Source organism: Streptomyces xanthophaeus, from assembly GCF_030440515.1.
GTDB classification, from domain to species: Bacteria; Actinomycetota; Actinomycetes; order Streptomycetales; family Streptomycetaceae; genus Streptomyces; species Streptomyces kutzneri.
In genome coordinates this window covers 2,062,107-2,078,137 of record NZ_CP076543.1, presented here as the reverse complement: position 1 = coordinate 2,078,137, position 16,031 = coordinate 2,062,107, and the positions used below count along the sequence as shown (strand labels likewise).

The window sequence follows — 16,031 nt, the reverse complement described above, 5'->3', positions numbered from 1 at the left end:
AATCAGATGTAATCGGTACGGGGCTCCAGCCCCAGCAGGACGCGGCCGTGGGCCTCCAGGGAGCTGACCGGAGTGAGCAGGCCGTGGAGCGACAGCGCGGTGATGTCCCGGAAGACGCGCTGGAAGGGGTTGCTGCGCAGGATCGTCGAGGCCGAGCTGATGGCGTAGAGCGTCTCCACCGCTTCCTTCGTCGTCTGCACGACGTAGCCGACCTGGCCGCGGATCGCGGCCTTCTCCTGGACGGTGAGCTTCTCGCCGGCGTCCTCCCTGCTCTGGATGACCGACAGCCACTTCTCGGCCAGCGCCTCGCACGCGGCGACCTTGTTGGCGGCGACCGCCAGCTGTACGTGCGTGTGCGGGTGCTCGGCCTGGTCCGTCCACTCGGTGTAGGTGATGGCCTTGCCGGGAGTCCGCTCGGTGAAGATCTCCACGGCGGCCTTGGCCAGACCGATGTACACGGGTGCGCACGTCGCCAGGATGTAGCTGGTCAGGCCGTAGTTGCGGCCGTTCAGGTCGGCGTTCCACCGGTCACGCGTCGAGGCGTCGAACACCGCGGCGTCCACCACGCGGTGGGCCGGGACGAACAGGTCCTTCACGGTGGAGGTCGCACTGCCGGTGCCGGCCGCGCCGAAGACGTCCCAGTCGTCGGCGACCGTGACGCTCTCGCGCGGCACGATCGCGAAGAGCTCCTCGTGCTGCCCGTCCTCCCGCTCGACCAGCGCCGCGTGGACGTTCCAGTCCGCGCCGGCGACACCGGTGTTGAAGCGCCAGGTCCCGTTCAGCACGTATCCGCCGTCGACCGGCGTGAGCGTGCCCGAGGGCGTGAACCCGCCGGAGATCCGGACGGATCCGTTCGCGAAGATCTCCTCCTGGGCCTTGTCCGGGTACAGCGTGGCGATCCAGGCGGTGGACACCCACACCATCGACACCCAGCCGGACGACCCGTCGCCGCGCGCGATCTCCGTCAGGATCTCGGCCTGCTCGGCCACCGGCAGGTCCAGGCCGCCGAAACGCTCCGGGACGGCGATCCTGAAGACGCCGGCCTTTTCGAGAAGGGCGATGTTCTCGTCCGGAAGCTGCCGCTGCTTTTCGGTTTCCAGACCGTTGCCGCGCAGGGCGGGGATTATTTCCTTGACTGCATCAAGGACGCCAGTTGCGGCAGTGTCGGATGTGGTCATTTTTCCTCCGGGGGTAGCGGATAGATGCGCTGAATTGGCACGATCGATCCAGTGCTGGCGCCTTGCGACGAGCCGACTCTAGCCATTTGGCTGTAATCCCCACCACATTCCGCAGTCATCCCGCGATCACTGGAGCGGTGACTCTTTCAGGAGGGTGAAATGACGAGTTTGTGATGTGCTTCATGACGGCCTGGGAGTTCACCTCTCCCTCGGCGTCCCGCACATCGGCGGGACCGAATTCAGCCCCGCCGGTGGCCGCTTCCCCCGGACCGGACCGGACTCGTACGACGCGGCCGGATTCCGGTCGGGTGGGTCAGGCCAGGGTGAGGGGGAGGGCGGTCAGGCCGCGGGTGAGGCGGGTCCGGCGCCAGGCCGGGGATTCCGCGGGGGTGGCCAGGCGGGTGTCCGGGAAGCGGGTCACCAGGGTGCGCAGGGCGATCTCCGCCTCGGCGCGGGCCAGGGGGGCGCCGGGGCAGCGGTGGATGCCGTGGCCGAAGGAGAGGTGGGCGGTGGTGTCCCGGTCGAGGTCCAGGCTGTTCGGGTCGGGGAACGCCGCCGGGTCGCGGTTCGCGGCACCGGGGGCGATGAGCACCGGAAAGCCGGCCGGGATGTCGATGCCGCCGATGCGCAGGTCCTGCGTGCTGTGCCGGAAGGTGGCCACGCTCACCGGGGAGTCGAAGCGGAGCAGTTCGTCGAGGGCGCCGGGGATCAGGTCCGGGTCCCGGCGCACGCGGTCGAACGCCTCCGGGTGCCGGAGCAGGGCCAGGACGGCGTTGCCGATGAAGTGGGTGGTGGTCTCGTGCCCGGCGACCAGGAGGAGGGCGGCCAGGGAGACGGTCTCGTCCCGGTCGAGGCCGCCCTCGTCGCAGTCGCGCAGGAGGGAGTGGAGCGGGCCGTCGCCGGGGGTGGTGCGCGCCGTGTCGATCAGGTGGGTGAGGTAGTCGCCGATGTGGTGTGACGCGGCGTCGACGCGGTCGGTGTCGGTCGCGTCGAAGAGGTCGTGGGATCGGGCGGCGAGGGCGGCGCGGTCGGTTTCGGGGACGCCCAGCAGTTCGCAGACGACGGTGACCGGCAGGGGGACCGCCAGGTCCGCCACCAGGTCGATGTCCGTGCCGGGTCGCCACGCGGCCGTGAGGCCGTCCACGACCCGGGTGATGAACGGGCGCAGTTCCCGGACGCGGCCGGTCGTGAACAGCCGGGTCGCCACCCGCCGGTGGCGGGTGTGCGCGGGCGGGTCGCTCGCCAGCATGTTGCGGGAGATCGCCGGGTGCAGGTCGCGGTTCGAGGGCCGGTCGGCGAAGAAGCGGGCCGTGTCCTTGGACAGGCGGGGGTCGGTGAACGCCTCGCGGGCCTCGGGGTGACCGGTGATCAGGTACGCGTGGTGTCCGCCGGAGCCGGTGGGGATCCGCCGGACCGGGCAGCCTTCGCGCAGCCGGTCGTACGTGGGGTAGGGGTCGGCGAAGAAGCGCGGGTCGCGCAGGGGGTCCTGGCGCGGGGCGGTCACGAGGCCACGCCCGCGTTCTCGGGTGCCGGGCGGCGCGCGTAGGCGGCCGCCACGAGCAGCAGCCACGCGGTCTCCGCCGGGAGGTCGCCCTTGCGGGAGCGGGTGCCGGCGGCGGGCGGGGCCTCGTCGCCGTCGAGGGGCAGTCCGGTGTGCTTCGCGTCGACGGCCGCGGCGATGACCGCCGCCTCCACCTCGGCGTCGCCCTCGGGGGTGCCGGCCGTGCCCGCGCGGGCGGCCGCGGCGGCCGCGGCGTCCCGTACCGACGCTCGGCGGTACGGGCGCAGGGCCAGCACGCAGTCGTTGATCTCGATGACCCGGCGGTGGAGGTGGAAGTCGAGGTCATGGGTGTCCGCCTCGGTGCGGCCCGGGTCGAGCACGACTTCGGGGACCGCCGAGGTGACCTCCCGCCACAGGTGTTCCAGCGCGGTGAACGAGCTCCGTTCCCAGCGGCGGCGGCGCAGCCGGCTGAGCGGCCACAGCAGGGCGGGGAGGGTGAGTCCGACGGTGATCAGGAGGACGGCGACGGCGGGCGCGGTCACGCTGAACGTGCAGCGGAAGGGCGTCAGCGGGCTCGAACACCGGGCGTGGTCGGGTACGAGCCCCAGGCCGAGGCCGATGGAGACCAGGGCGAAGAGCTTGTACGCGGCGTAGACGAGGGCGAAGCCACAGCCGATCGAGGTCGTGCGCAGGCCCCAGCGCTGACTGCGGCGGGCCGAGCGGTTGGACTGGGCCCAGGTCTGCAGCAGGAAGTCCTTGGCCGTGTACCCCAGGTAGGAGATGTAGACGAGCACGTAGCACGCGTACAACACCGGGCTTCGTCCCGTGAGTTGTTCGGCGGTGAAGAAGACGGTCATGCCGGCGACGCAGACCGCGAGGGCGAGGACGCGCAGCCGGATCTGCCGGCGGGCCAGTTCGCGGTCCAGGTTGAGCTGGAAGAGGAAGGCGAGGACCGAGGTGGCCGCCGTCAGGGTGAAGGTGTTGCTGAGGAGTCGGGCGACGTGCGGGACCACCGATTCGACCGCGCGCTCCACGGCGGGGGCGTAGGAGGCGAAGGCGAGGGCGAACGAGGTCAGCAGCGCCGCCATCGCCCAGGTACCCGTGGGGCGGTGTCCGCCGCGCCCTCGTACCCAGTAGGCGGCGAAGCACAGCAGTACGACGGCCGTGCCCGTGAAGAGCATGTCGATCATTTCCGGTGGCGTTTCTTCCTGTGTGGCTCGGCGAACAGAGCGTCCCAGCTCTCGGCGCCGCTGGCGGGCCGGCTCGACGGGCTTTCGCGTCCCCGGTACATGAGTTGGCGGATCACGCTGGCCATCACCTCGGCCTCGCGCTCGTCCTCGCTGGTGTAGCTGGTCCGGCCGGACATGCGCCGGACGAGGGTGGGGCTGAAGCCGATCGCGCGCAGGGTGTCCTGGTCCAGCTCCAGGCTGCCGGGGTGGTCGCAGATGATGTGGCTGATCTCGTGGGCGAGGATGTGGTTCTGGTGGAGGGGGGACGTGGCCTCCTCGTAGAACAACAGGTCGGCGTCCGCGGTCTCCAGGCGGATGCCGCACGGGGCGTCCGTGGTGCCCAGGGTGCTCAGGGGGCGCAGGATGATGGGGCGTCCGCGTTGCTCGGCCACGGCGTCGCGGAGGTCGCGGGTGCTGAAGCGGTGCGGGAGTTCAAGTGCCTCGACGCGCGCCTCACATGAGGCGCGAAGCTGCTCAAGGTCCATGTTCTCACTCTGGTGACGCCGGGCGGGGGCGGTCGGCCGGGGCGGATCTCTCCCTGGAAGCCCGGTACGCGCGCGCCCCAATGCTGACATGTCCGCGACGCCGTTTCGATGGCGGGGTGCCGCCGGGGCCGGACCGTGCGGCCGGGGACGCCGGGCTGGTGCCGGGAAACGCTGATGCCCCCTGTCGATGAGCGGCCACAGGGGGTGTCGGGACGGGGCGGGGCGGGGACCGTGAGATCGCCGCCCGGCTCGCGGTTCAGTCGTCCAGGTCGAGGCCCTGCGCGGGGTCGTCGGTGGTGAGCCCTTCGAGCTTCCGGGCCTGTTCGATCACCGTGGACAGCATCTTCAGGCTGTCGACGCTCAGGCCGTTGGCGCGCAGGGCCACCTTGCGGACGTCCTGATCGCGCATGGCGGCGAGGAGGTCGATCTCCGCCCGGGTGCGTTCGGCCGCCGCACTGTCGACGAAGTAGCCCGCCGGGACGCCGAAGAAGTCGGCCAGGGCCTTGATGGTGTGCCGCGTCGGGTTCCGCTTGGCTCCGGTGCGCAGTTGCTGGATGGCGCTCGCCGTCACCCCGCGGCCCTCTCCGGTCGCTGCCTTGCGGATTCCCTCGGCGACCTCCGCGTAGGTGTAGGGCCCCCGGGAAGGGGGGTGCACCTCGCGGAAGAGGTGGTCCAGGAGTTGGGCGAAGGTGGGCGACTGGTCATCCTCCACGTACAGACCTCCTTGGCGTGATGCCGAGTCTTTGCCCACCACAGTGTTTCTCGAAGCCCAACGGGCCGGCCCCGGCAACACTTTGGTTGACGCCGGACAGTCACTCTGGTGTACGTTACCAATGCTTCCTCGCCACTGAAGTGTCGACGGCGTGACGGTGGCGGCACCGGCCGGGTCGGGGCTGAGCTTCACGGGGGTGAGCTCGGCCGACGGCCCGGAGAGCCGTGGCCGCGCCGGACGGGCTCGCCCGTGCGGGTCGCGCTTCGACTGCGAGGGAAGGGCCCGTGCCGCCTGGCACGGGCCCCTGACATGGAGCGGGGTCGCTCAGCCGCCCGAGGGCGAGACGATCGCGTACGCGGGCCAGCCGCCGACGAGCCGGCGGGTGACGCGCTCCACCCTGTCGTTGTGGTTGCCCTCGATCGTGGTGACGGTCCCGTCACCGTTGTCCTTCTCGATCACGCCGACGTGGACGCTCGTGGAAGTGCTCGAAGGGCCGGTGCCGAAGAGGATCACATCGCCCGGCTTGGGCGCGGCGTTCCGCAGGTCCGTGCGGAGCGTTCCGTGCTCGCGCCCGTAGTAGTAGAAGTCCCCGCTGAACGCCGTGTGGTAGTTGATCCCGGCCTGCTGCCAGGCCCAGCTGGCGAAGTGCGCGCACCAGGCCTCGCAACGGCCGTACGGGTTGCAGTTGTTGCCCCACTCCTCCTGGCCGAGCTGGGAGCGCGCCGCCTGGATGATCTTGTCGCGGACGCTGCCCGACAGCGGGGGTACGGGTACGGTCGGGCTGCCACCGCTGGGCCCGCCGCCGGGGCCGGTGCTGCCGATCTCGCGGGCGATGCCCATGGCCGCCATGGTCCGCGGGCCGGCTATGCCGTCCGCCTCCAGCCCGTGTCCCGCCTGGTAGGTCTTCACGGCGCCCAGGGTGTTGGGGCCGTAGTCGCCGTCGGCCTGCGTGCCGGCCGCGCTCTGCACCTTCTGCACCTTCGCCGTCAGGGCGCCCTTGGTCTGGGGGCCCGCGATGCCGTCCACCTCCAGGTCGTTGTCGCTCTGGAAGGACAGCACGGCGTTCTTGGTGCGGGGGCCGTAGGCGCCGTCCACCCCGCTCAGCGGCAGATAGCCCAGACCGGCAAGATTCCGCTGGAGGAGCTTGGTCTCGGAGTCGGTGCCGGTGCCCGGGCCGCTGGAGACGATCCGGTCGATGTTCATCTCGCCCATCGTCTGGGGGCCGGCGATGCCGTCGACCTCCAGGCCGTGGCGCGACTGGTACGACCTCACGGCGTTGAGGGTGTTCGTGCCGTAGTCGCCGTCGGCCTGCGTGCCGGCCGCGGACTGCACCTGCTTCACCTTGGCGAGCAGGGCCGCCGTGGTCTTCGGCCCGGCGTCGCCGTCCACGTCGAGACCGTTGTCCCGCTGGAAGTGCCGTACGGAGTCCTGCGTCTGCGGTCCGTACGCACCGTCGACACCGCTGCGCGGGAGATAGCTGAGGCCCGACAGGCCCCGCTGGAGCAGGCCGGTGTCAACGGCGTGCGCGGCCGGCACCGGTCCGGTCAGCAGCGCCGTCAGGGCGGCGGCGAGGGTCAGGAACATGGCCATCAGCCTTCGGGCTGACACCGCCGCCCGGTCCGGGGGCCGGGTGGTGAGGGATGGGGAAGAGAGCGAAGACATGAGCGAAGTGGGCCTTTCGGCTGTGTGGTGACGGTTGGTCACCAGCAGCTTCGAGGCCCGTGCCGCGTCCCCTCCAGTACCCCGGCGTCTCTGGGACGAGCGCGGGATGTCCCTGGGGCGGGGCCGCTTCCATCCCTCGCCGCCCCGGCCGTCAGGGCTGCTGGACGGCCCCTTCGGGCGCGCACTGCATCTGCTTCTCCGCCGGTATCGCCCCGCACACGCTCATCGCTTCGAGAGGAGCCTCGGAGGAGACCGCGAGCATCTTGGTGTACGAGTCGTGCTCGAAGCGGATCAAGGCTTCCAGCTCCGTCCCCCTGGCATCCCTGATGATCACCTTGTCGCCGACGGCGCCGCCCTCGATGCGTCCCCACACCGATTGGCAGGCCGCGCTGTAGCGGAGCTGGATGTGCATGCCGCGCAGGAAGGTGCTCTTGGCCGTGGTCGCGTCCCAATGGCATTCCATGGCCTGGGGATCGTGGCGCAGGCAGGTGTCGGACTTGCACTTGACCTGGATGTCACCGGCCCCCGGAACGAGGGTCGCGGTCTCGTCGCCGCCGCCGCTCTTCCTGGTGTCGGACGGTTCGCCCGCCGCGCCCGGAGAGCGGCCTCCCGCCGCGGTGGAGGAGAAGGCGAGACCGGTGGCGACCGAGCCCAGCAGGGCTCCCGCGGTGATGTATCCGATCACCCCGAATCTTCGTCTCCATTCGGCCCGGGGTCTCTCGCGCAGAGGCCGGACCGCCGCCTGTGGGGCGTCCGGCACGGCGACCGCCGCCGGCGCCTCCGGTGCGGTCTCCGGCGCGGCCTGCGCCGCTGCGGACTGCACGGGCGCGGTCTGCGCAGGTGCGGCCGTGGCCGGGGCGCCGCTCGCCGGGGCGGAAACGGCCCGCGCCAGCAGGTCGAGCAGCGGCTCCGGGTCCGTGCCCGCCACGGCCGCGAGCTGCTCGACGGCCACGGTGGTCGGCAGCTGCTTCCCGTTGAGGAATCGCTCCCACGACGAGCGGCTGTAGTGCGTCCGGTCGGCCAGTCGGCCGAAGCTGAGTTGCGAGGCCTCCTTGATCCTTCGCATCTCCGTGCTCAGCTGAACACGTGCCGACTCCGTACCAACTGTCGCCTTTGTCTGGTCAGACATCAAAGGGCCCCCCAACTCGCTTATGCGCCATACAGCTTCCCCGGGACGGCGTGGCGCGAGGGACAGGATATGCGGCGCCGCTGACAGTTCCGGACCCGGCGACGGACACCTGGAACCCTTGGGGGCGCCGCCATCGGACGTCCCCCGGCGGGAACGGCCGGAGTGCGGGACGTCCCAGGGACGGGACCGGCTGTCGGCAGATCGCACAACGGTTTCCGGCCTCGGGCGTGTCCCTGGGACACGCCGCCGGCCGCCGGGACGGCGGGCCCGAAGCAATGATGATGCGGCGCCGGGTCGTTCACACCCGCCGGCTCCCTGCTCGTCACGGCTCCCGCCGCCCACGCCGGCGACCACCTCGACGCCTGCCTCGACAGCGTCGGCCACCGCAAGTCGCCGGGCGGCTGGACCATTCCGGCGCGGAACTTCTCCCAGGGGTCCTCGGGCGTGTGCGTCAAGGAGCTGCAGTTCGACATCGCCTCGACCATCGGCATCGACGCCGCGGACTCGGACGGCATCGTCGGCCCCCGGACGTGGGAGAGCCTCGTCTCCCGCACCAAGGACTGACGGGAGCGGCCCCGAGCCGCAGGAACGCCGTACGGGGGCTACGCCGGCCCCCGGCGCATCGGTTCGGCGGGCAGCCGGAAGGCCGCGGTCACCTCACGCGGAGCCGACGGAAGCCGGGTCCGCGGTCATCGCGTCGCGCAGGCTCTTCGGCCGCAGGTCGGTCCAGTTCGCCTCGATGTGTTCCAGGCACCGCCGGCGGCTCTCCTCGCCGAACACGATGCGCCAGCCGGCGGGGATCCCGGCGAACGCCGGCCACAGCGAATGCTGTTCCTCGTCGTTCACCAGGACGTAGAACCGGCCGTCGGCGTCGTCGAACGGGTTGCTGCTCATGAATGCACTCCAATTCAAGCCGTTCACGATGCGGTTCCCGTCCGGGAACCGCATCGTCATCCGTTGGTGGGGGATGGAGCCGGCGTGACCGCCGTGCCCGATCATGACATCCTTCGGGCGTCCCGGGGAGGCCGTTCGCCCGGATGATGTGCCCTGTGCGGGCCGCCAACACACCTCATTCGTCGTCCTGTTGACGCGCCAGCGGCACCAGCGGCGCTAAGAGAGCGGGAGGGCGATCAGCTTCTCCACCTCGCGGAGGTAGAGCCGCTTGCCGTCCGGATCCGGCGTCAGGGCGTAGGCGCTCGTCGGGTAGTGCCAGACCGGGGCCTGGGTGCGGATGCGGACGGCTCGCAGCCCCGTCGCATCCATGGTGTAGACGTGGCTCGGGGTGACCACAGGGGCGATGTCGCGATTCGGATTCGTGCCGTCCGGCAGGATGTCCGTCCACTGCAAGGTGCCGAAGACTGCGCTGATGGCGACGACGCCGCGCGTGCCCTCCACGGCGTAGACGACCCCGTCGCGGACGGTCGGCATGCCGTACCGGCGCCGGGCGCCCACCTCGCCCGCGTCACGGTCCGCGCCGAAGACCCAGGCGGACCCGCCGTCGGTGAGCCGCAGCGCGTGCACTTTTCTGGCGCCGATGTACACGCGGTCGTCATCCGTGGCCAGCCGGCCCGGCGTGGCGCCGAGTGCTTCCACCGACACGTTCCAGCGCTCGGCGCCGGTGCCGGCGTCGTGCACGGACACCCGCAGGGCGCCGCTCGACTCGGAGTGGTGCCACAGCAGTACGCCGCCGCGTACGGCCTTGACTCCGACAGGGGTCGGGCGTCCCAACTGCACCTGCTCCTCGGTGGGGGCCGCCGTCGGCTGCCGCCACAGTTCCTTGCCGGTCTTCAGGCTCGCGGCCACCAGGGACCACTGGTCGCCCCCGGCCGCCTTGGCGTGGAGGAACACGGTGTCGCCGGCCACACCGAGGATCTGGTTCAGCGTGTTCGTACCGTCGTAGGCGGGAAGCCGGACGACCGGTGCCTGCTCCTTGCCGCCGTCCAGGGGCAGAGGTGCCACCGTGAGGGCCTTGTCCGCGGCGTCGTGCCTCCCGACCGCGTAGAGGACCTTGCCGTCGGTGGCGACGCGCCAGGCGCGCGCGTACCCCTGGATGTCCCTCAGGTGTCTGCCGTCCTGCTGGTAGATCCCGCTGGTCGTGTTTCCGGTGGCCATGACGAGCAGGGCGTTCACCGGCAGCGGGCTGCTGCCCACCAAGCGCTCCGCCAGGTCGGCCTTCCACAGCGCGTCCGGCGGTGGCGCCAGGGCCTGCTTCCCGGCGCCCGCGGCCCCGCCCCCGTCCTCACCGCGGCTGCCGAGCCAGGCCCACAGCCCGCCCCCCGCCGCGAGCGCGACGGCCCCGGCCGCAGCCCCGGATACCGCGAACAGCCTGCGACGCGACATGCCGGCGCCGTCGGCGACGACGGTGTCCGGCTCCCCTCGGGGGGCCGGCAGCCGGAGGGGCGGCTCCTGCCACACGGCTGCGGCGCGGCGTGCGATGTCCGCGAGCACCGGCTGCGGCAGCCCGTCCGCGAACGGGCCGTCGCCGGGCGCCAGCAGCCCGGCCAGCTCGGCCGTCGTGGGCCGCAGCGCCGGGTCCTTGGACAGGCAGCGGGCGAGTACGGGCGCCAGCGCCGCCGGCACGCCGCTCAGGTCGGGCTCCGCGTACCGCACCCGGTACAGCAGGTCCGCGGCCTGGCCGCCGCCGAAGGGGCCGTGCCCGGACGCCGCGAAGACCAGGACGCCGGCCAGCGCGAACACATCACCGGCCGGGGAGTGTTCGAGACCGCCGGCCTGCTCGGGCGACATGAAGGCGGGCGTGCCGGCCGCGGCTCCGGTGCGGGTCAGCCGTTCGTCGCCGAGGGCGCGGGCGATACCGAAGTCGATGACCTTGGGCCCGGCGGCCGTGACCATGACGTTGGACGGCTTGAGGTCGCGGTGCACCACGTCCGAGCGGTGCAGCTGCCCCAGCGCCCGGGCGAGCTCCGCGCCCAGGGCGCGCACGCACGGCTCGGGCAGCGGGCCGGCCAGCCCGACCGCCTCGTCGAGCTGCGGCCCGATCACGTACTCGGTGGCCAGCCACGGCGTTGCCGCCAGGGCGTCCGCGGCGAAGACCCGGGCGCCGTAGCGGTCGCCGATGACCCGGGCCGCGTCCGCCTCCAGCCGGAACCGGGTCCGGAAGGTGGTGTCGGCGGCGATCCGGGCATGCACGGTCTTGAGCGCGACCGTCCGCCCGGCCGCCGAACGGGCCAGGTAGACCGTGCCCATGCCGCCGCTGCCGAGCCGGGCGAGCAGCCGGAAATCGCCGAGGTGCTGCGGATCGTCGTGCGTGAGCGGTGCGAGCGGGGCGCGGGTGGCGCGGGTGGCGCGTGGTGCCGGGACGGACATCGGTCAGTGCACCTTCTGGGCCATGGCGAACGGCTGCTGCGGGGACGGGAGTTCAGCGGCGAGCAGCGCGGCGGACTGGGCGGCGAGCGCGGCGACGACCCGGCCCGGCAGCGGTACGGCTCCGTGGTCGAGGACCGTTCCGGCCCGCGCGTACGGGTCCTCGGCCGGGGCGGATCCCGCCCAGGGGGCCACGAGTTCGCCCAGCACCTCCCGCGCGGACTGCGGCCGCACCGCCGGGTCGGACGACAGGCAGGAGCCGACGAGGGTCCGCAGACCCGGCGGCAGTTCGCCCTGCTCGGGCACGGTGTGACCGGTCGAGGCGTACGCCAGGACGGCCCCCAGCGCGAAGACGTCCCCGAGCGGTTCCGTGCGGCCCCCCGACGCCTGCTCCACGGCCAGGCAGCCCGGATCGAGCCCGGGCAGCCCCGTCCGCGGCGACCCGTCGGGAGCCGCAGCCCGTACGGCACCGAAGCAGGTCAGCAGCGGTCCGCCCGGGGTGACCAGAACGGCTGCGGGCGAGAGCCCCGCGTGCGTCAGCCCCTGGGCGTGTACGGCGGCCAGCCCCTCCGCGAGCGCGGCGCCGAGCCTGCGGACGGTGTCCTCGGGCAGCGGCTCCCCGTACGCGGCGAGCACGGCCGGCAGCGGCAGCGCGGGCGTGTACGGGGCCGTGTACCAGGGAAAGCCGGCCGTGCCGCCCACCTCCGCAGGACGCAGGAACCGGGGCGCGGACAGCCGCCGGGCGCCCTCGGCCTCGATCGCCCACCGGGACGGATCGGCGCCGACCCGGGGCACGCAGACGAGGACCGTGCGCTGCCCGTCGGCCGTGCGCCCCAGGTAGCGGCGTTCGGGAACGGTGCGCTCGGCGGACTCGGAGTCGAGCCGGGCCAGGATCACGTACGGCCCGACGTGCGACGGGTCGTCGTGACGAAGGCGTTCCATGTGCGCTCTCCCGGGTCGGTTGATCGGCCCCGAGCCTAAGCGGTGCCTGCCCGGGCGGTTGAACCGGGCGGGAACCGGGTGCGGGGGAACGGGCCGCGAGCGTGCCTCACTTCTCCACGGTGGGCATGGCCGTGAGCTTGCCGTCGTTGACGAGGAAGACGCGGTTCCCGGCGCCGGACATGCCCCAGGGGCCGCGCGATTCGGGCGACCAGTTCCAGTACCGCCGGCCGCTCACCATGTTGTGGGCCGAGACGCCCTGACCGTCCCCCTGCACGACCCACAGCGCGCCGGCCTCCACGTGCGGGGGAGTGTGCGGCACCGGGCCCTTCGCGCTGCGGTCCAACGCGAGTGCCCCGCCGAGCTCGGTGAACACCTGGCTCAGCGCCGTACCGTCCATCGCGAACACCCTGTCGCCCGACGAGGCCGCCGGGCCCCAGCCGCCGGCCCCCGACTGCGGGGCTTCGGTGGCCTCGGTCTCCTTTTCCTTCCACACCGCGGCGCCCGTCCTGATGTCCAGGGCCGTCAGGCTCCGTCCGCCGAGGTAGACGACGTCCTTCACGACGAGCGGCTGCAGGGCGGACTTCGCCTGGCGGCCGAGCCGCCAGGCCGTCGCTCCGGAAGCGGTGTCGACGGCGACGACATCGCCGTCGGCGCCGAAGACGACGAGCCGGCCGCTCGCGACCGCGGCCCGCGGCCCCGGTGCCTTCACGGCCGCCTCGGGCAGCGGCACCGTCCAGCGGACCTTGCGCCCGGCCGTGTCCACGGCGCGCAGCTTCCCGCCGCGCGTCACCAGGTAGACCGCCGACGCGTCCGCGGCCAGGATGCGGCCGGTGTCGGCGTCCCCCACCGACCACACCTGCCTGCTGGTGGAGCCCTCGAAGCTGAGCAGCGCCCCACCGGATCCCGCGGTCGCGAACCGGTTGTCCGGCAGTCCGACGAGGCCGGCGGCCGGCCGGACGCCGGGCAGCCGCCACTTCTCCTTGCCGTCGGTCGTCAGACGGGCCGCGAGGCCGCCGCCCGCGGCCGCGAAGACGACCACGTCGAGGACCGGCAGCGGGTCGGTGACCACGCCGTCGACCGGTCCCGCGGCCACGGGCAGCGGGCCCCACAGCTCGCCGGGGGGCGTCCCGTGCCTGCCGACGTTGATCGACAGCGGCTCGGCGTCCCTGGCCGCTCCGGCCGCGGGGATCTTGCGCGGCTCCTCGCGCAGCATCCACCAGGTGCCCCCGGCCGCGCCCGAGGCGGCCAGGACGCCCCCCGCCGCGAGCGCGGTGCGCAGCAGCCGCCTCCGGGAAGGCCCGCTCCCGGTGCCCTGCCCCACGACCGTGGCCTGCCGGTCGGCCTCGGCTCCCCGGCGTTCGATGTCCTGGGCCAGCGGCCCCGTGCGCCAGACCCGGTCGGCGCCCGGCGGCGGGGCGAACGCGCCCGCGATCTCGCCGGGTGAAGGGCGGTGCGCGGGGTCCTTGGCGAGGCAGGGCGCGATCAGCTGCCGCAGCTCGGGCGGTACGGCGTCCAGCCGCGGCTCCCCGTGCACCACCTCGTACTGCACGGCGGCCACGTGCGTACCGTCGAAGGTGCGTTGTCCGGTGGCCGCGTACGCCAGCACCGCGCCCAGCGAGAAGACGTCCGCGGCCGGTCCGACGCGCCGGCCGAGCACCTGCTCCGGAGCGCCGTACCCGGGGGTGACCGGTACCTGGCCGGTGGTGGTGAGCGTCAGCCCGTGTTCGGGGCGTGCGATGCCGAAGTCGATGACGCGCGGTCCCGCGGCGGTGAGCACGATGTTGGCCGGCTTCAGGTCGCGGTGCACCAGACCGGCCGCGTGGATGTCCCGCAGGGTGGCGGCGAGGGAGGCGGCGAGGGCGCGTACGCCGTCGGCTCCGAACGGCCCGTACCGGTGCACGGCGTCGTCGAGGGTGGGGCCGGACAGGAACTCGGTGGCGATCCAGGGCCGGCTGCCGGTGTCCTCGGCCCGTGCGTCCAGGACCCGGGCGACGCCGCCGCTGGTGACCGCCTGGGCGGTGTGCGCCTCGCGCAGGAAGCGCTGGGCGAGGTGCGGGTCGTGCGCGAGCTCGGGCAGCAGCACCTTGACGGCCGCGGCCCGGCCGCTGTCGTCCCGGCCGAAGTACACCTTGCCCATGCCGCCTTCGCCGAGGACGCCGAGGACGCGGTAGGGGCCGAGCCGGACCGGGTCACCGGTACCGAGGGGTTTCATGACGTACTGCCTGCTTCCTGTCGTTCACGGGTGTCAGCGGAAGTCGACGGGCAGGCCGTTCGGTTCCTTGACGCGCTTCATGATGATCTGCGAGTTGACCTCGGTGATACCGGTGAGGGCCGTCAGCTTCTCGATCCACAGGCGCTCGTAGGCCCGCAGGTCGGCGACCGCGATGCGCAGCAGGCAGCCGGGGCTGCCGAAGAGGCGGTAGGCCTCGATGACGTCCGGGATGTCCTGCAGGGCCGCCTCGAAGGCCTCGACCGCCTCCCGGTCGCGGCGCACCTCGACCGAGACGAGCACCTCGAAGCCGCGGTCCACCGCCTCGGGGGAGATCACGGCGCGGTAGCCCTGGATCACCCCGTCCTGTTCCAGCTGGCGCACCCGGCGCATGCAGGGGGAGGGGGTCAGTCCCACCCGCTGGGCGAGTTCCTGGTTGCTCAGGCGGCCGTCGGCCTGGAGCTCGCGCAAGATATCTCGGTCAATGGCGTCCATGGCGCAATTATCACCCAGCGTTTATGAACGGGCCTGAGGGAAAACGCAATCACATTGCGCCTGGATCGCTCTATCATTGCTGCTTTGAGTACATATGTACGAGTGACGTACGAGTGACACGAGTGACACGAGTGAAGGGCGGCCACGGCCGATGGGACGGATCGTCGTGATCAGCACCGGCGGGACGATAGCCAGCCGCTGGCAGGGTTCCGGCTTCGCAGCGGACGCCGACGGGAACGAGGTGATCGCCACCGCACCACTTCCCGAGGGCATCACCGTCGAACTGGTCGACCTGTTCAGCGTGAACAGCCCGCGACTCACCACCGCACACCAGCTCACCCTGCTCCGCACCGTGCACGAGGTGCTCGCCGACCCCGGCGTGGACGGCATCGTCGTCACGCACGGCACCGACACCCTGGAGGAGTCGGCGTTCCTCCTCGACCTCCACCACCACGACCCGCGCTCCGTGGTCTTCACCGGCTCGCAGCGCCCCATGGGCACCGCCGACGGGGACGGCCCGGGGAACCTCTACGACGCCCTGCTCACCGCCGCGAACACGCGCGGGCTCGGCGTGCTGATCGCCTTCGCCGGACGGGTGCACTCCGCCCGCGGCACCGTGAAGACCCAGGCCGTGGAGCTGGACGCGTTCGCCGACCCCTCGAAGGAACTCTTCGGGAAGATCGGCTTCGGCAAGGTCACCATCCTGCGCACCCCGCAGCGCCCGGCGCCGCTCCCGCTGCCCGCGATGCCCGAACTCCCGCCGCGCGTGGACGTGGTGGTGCACCACGCCGACGGCGACCCGGTCCTGCTGAACGCCGCCGTCGAGGCCGGCGCGCGCGGCATCGTCCTCGTCGGGACCGGCGCGGGCAACGCCACCCCGGAGATCGTGGAGGCCGTCCGCGCCGCCGTCGGCCGCGGGGTCCTGGTCGCGCTGACCACCCGTGTCATGGCCGGACCGGTCACCGAGATCTACACGCACGGCGGCGCGGTGGACCTGGTCGCCGCCGGCGCCGTCCCGACCGGCACCCTGCGCGCCGGCCAGGCCCGCATCGCGGTCCTGTCCGCCCTCCTCGCCACGGACAACAAGGTCGAGCAGGCCCGCATCCTGCGCGAGGCGCTGGGCGCGCCCGGCTCGGTCCTCGTCGGGGCGTAACCCTCCGGGGCAGCG

At 72.6% G+C, this 16,031-nt stretch carries 13 protein-coding genes; 1 reads left to right on the top strand and 12 read right to left on the bottom strand.

The window, feature by feature from the left end; translation table 11 throughout:
• Positions 1–2: 2 nt before the first annotated feature.
• The 12 genes from KO717_RS08890 to KO717_RS08835 form a co-directional block, all read right to left on the bottom strand.
• Entirely contained in the window at positions 3–1,178 is a 1,176-nt protein-coding gene (locus tag KO717_RS08890) for an acyl-CoA dehydrogenase family protein (RefSeq protein ID WP_301365695.1), read from the bottom strand.
• 313 nt (positions 1,179–1,491) lie between these two features.
• Positions 1,492–2,682, bottom strand: coding sequence for a cytochrome P450 family protein (locus KO717_RS08885; RefSeq protein ID WP_301365693.1), 1,191 nt, complete (start codon positions 2,680–2,682; stop codon positions 1,492–1,494).
• On the bottom strand, positions 2,679–3,869 hold the full coding sequence (locus KO717_RS08880; RefSeq protein WP_301365691.1) for an MAB_1171c family putative transporter: 1,191 nt from the start codon (positions 3,867–3,869) through the stop codon (positions 2,679–2,681). Before KO717_RS08880 ends, KO717_RS08885 begins: the two co-directional genes overlap by 4 nt.
• Positions 3,866–4,393, bottom strand: coding sequence for a regulator component (locus KO717_RS08875; RefSeq protein ID WP_301365689.1), 528 nt, complete (start codon positions 4,391–4,393; stop codon positions 3,866–3,868). The genes KO717_RS08880 and KO717_RS08875 overlap by 4 nt, the downstream gene beginning before the upstream one ends.
• 256 nt (positions 4,394–4,649) lie before the next feature.
• Positions 4,650–5,105, bottom strand: coding sequence for a helix-turn-helix domain-containing protein (locus tag KO717_RS08870; protein WP_301365688.1), 456 nt, complete (start codon positions 5,103–5,105; stop codon positions 4,650–4,652).
• A 324-nt stretch (positions 5,106–5,429) separates the two neighbouring features.
• On the bottom strand, positions 5,430–6,689 hold the full coding sequence (locus KO717_RS08865; RefSeq protein ID WP_301365686.1) for a peptidoglycan-binding protein: 1,260 nt from the start codon (positions 6,687–6,689) through the stop codon (positions 5,430–5,432).
• Positions 6,690–6,918: 229 nt separating this feature from the next.
• Complete coding sequence (locus tag KO717_RS08860; RefSeq protein WP_301365684.1) at positions 6,919–7,896, bottom strand: helix-turn-helix domain-containing protein; 978 nt, start codon at positions 7,894–7,896, stop codon at positions 6,919–6,921.
• Between the two features lie 657 nt (positions 7,897–8,553).
• A complete protein-coding gene (locus KO717_RS08855; RefSeq protein ID WP_301365682.1) occupies positions 8,554–8,790 on the bottom strand; it encodes an MbtH family protein in 237 nt (78 codons plus the stop codon).
• Positions 8,791–9,006: 216 nt separating this feature from the next.
• Positions 9,007–11,220: a protein kinase domain-containing protein gene (locus KO717_RS08850; protein WP_301365680.1), complete on the bottom strand. Its 2,214-nt coding sequence runs from the start codon at positions 11,218–11,220 to the stop codon at positions 9,007–9,009.
• Between the two features lie 3 nt (positions 11,221–11,223).
• Positions 11,224–12,159, bottom strand: a complete 936-nt coding sequence (locus KO717_RS08845; RefSeq protein ID WP_301365678.1) for a serine/threonine protein kinase — start codon at positions 12,157–12,159, stop codon at positions 11,224–11,226.
• A gap of 106 nt (positions 12,160–12,265) precedes the next feature.
• The gene (locus tag KO717_RS08840) at positions 12,266–14,371 is read right to left on the bottom strand and encodes a protein kinase domain-containing protein (protein ID WP_301365676.1); all 2,106 of its coding nucleotides are present in this window, start codon (positions 14,369–14,371) and stop codon (positions 12,266–12,268) included.
• A 33-nt stretch (positions 14,372–14,404) separates the two neighbouring features.
• A complete protein-coding gene (locus KO717_RS08835; RefSeq protein ID WP_301365674.1) occupies positions 14,405–14,863 on the bottom strand; it encodes an Lrp/AsnC family transcriptional regulator in 459 nt (152 codons plus the stop codon).
• Between the two features lie 151 nt (positions 14,864–15,014).
• On the opposite strand from KO717_RS08835, the gene KO717_RS08830 reads away from it, so the two are divergent.
• A complete protein-coding gene (locus tag KO717_RS08830) occupies positions 15,015–16,016 on the top strand; it encodes an asparaginase (RefSeq protein WP_301365672.1) in 1,002 nt (333 codons plus the stop codon).
• Positions 16,017–16,031 lie beyond the last annotated feature (15 nt).

What these genes read in the sequence shown, in the direction of transcription:
- KO717_RS08860 (WP_301365684.1), bottom strand. Translation starts at nt 7,896, where the DNA reads ATGTCTGACCAGACAAAGGCGACAGTTGGTACGGAGTCGGCACGTGTT.
- KO717_RS08840 (WP_301365676.1), bottom strand. Translation starts at nt 14,371, where the DNA reads ATGAAACCCCTCGGTACCGGTGACCCGGTCCGGCTCGGCCCCTACCGC.
- KO717_RS08835 (WP_301365674.1), bottom strand. Translation starts at nt 14,863, where the DNA reads ATGGACGCCATTGACCGAGATATCTTGCGCGAGCTCCAGGCCGACGGC.
- KO717_RS08845 (WP_301365678.1), bottom strand. Translation starts at nt 12,159, where the DNA reads ATGGAACGCCTTCGTCACGACGACCCGTCGCACGTCGGGCCGTACGTG.
- KO717_RS08875 (WP_301365689.1), bottom strand. Translation starts at nt 4,393, where the DNA reads ATGGACCTTGAGCAGCTTCGCGCCTCATGTGAGGCGCGCGTCGAGGCA.
- KO717_RS08830 (WP_301365672.1), top strand. Translation starts at nt 15,015, where the DNA reads ATGGGACGGATCGTCGTGATCAGCACCGGCGGGACGATAGCCAGCCGC.
- KO717_RS08865 (WP_301365686.1), bottom strand. Translation starts at nt 6,689, where the DNA reads ATGTTCCTGACCCTCGCCGCCGCCCTGACGGCGCTGCTGACCGGACCG.
- KO717_RS08880 (WP_301365691.1), bottom strand. Translation starts at nt 3,869, where the DNA reads ATGATCGACATGCTCTTCACGGGCACGGCCGTCGTACTGCTGTGCTTC.
- KO717_RS08890 (WP_301365695.1), bottom strand. Translation starts at nt 1,178, where the DNA reads ATGACCACATCCGACACTGCCGCAACTGGCGTCCTTGATGCAGTCAAG.
- KO717_RS08855 (WP_301365682.1), bottom strand. Translation starts at nt 8,790, where the DNA reads ATGAGCAGCAACCCGTTCGACGACGCCGACGGCCGGTTCTACGTCCTG.
- KO717_RS08850 (WP_301365680.1), bottom strand. Translation starts at nt 11,220, where the DNA reads ATGTCCGTCCCGGCACCACGCGCCACCCGCGCCACCCGCGCCCCGCTC.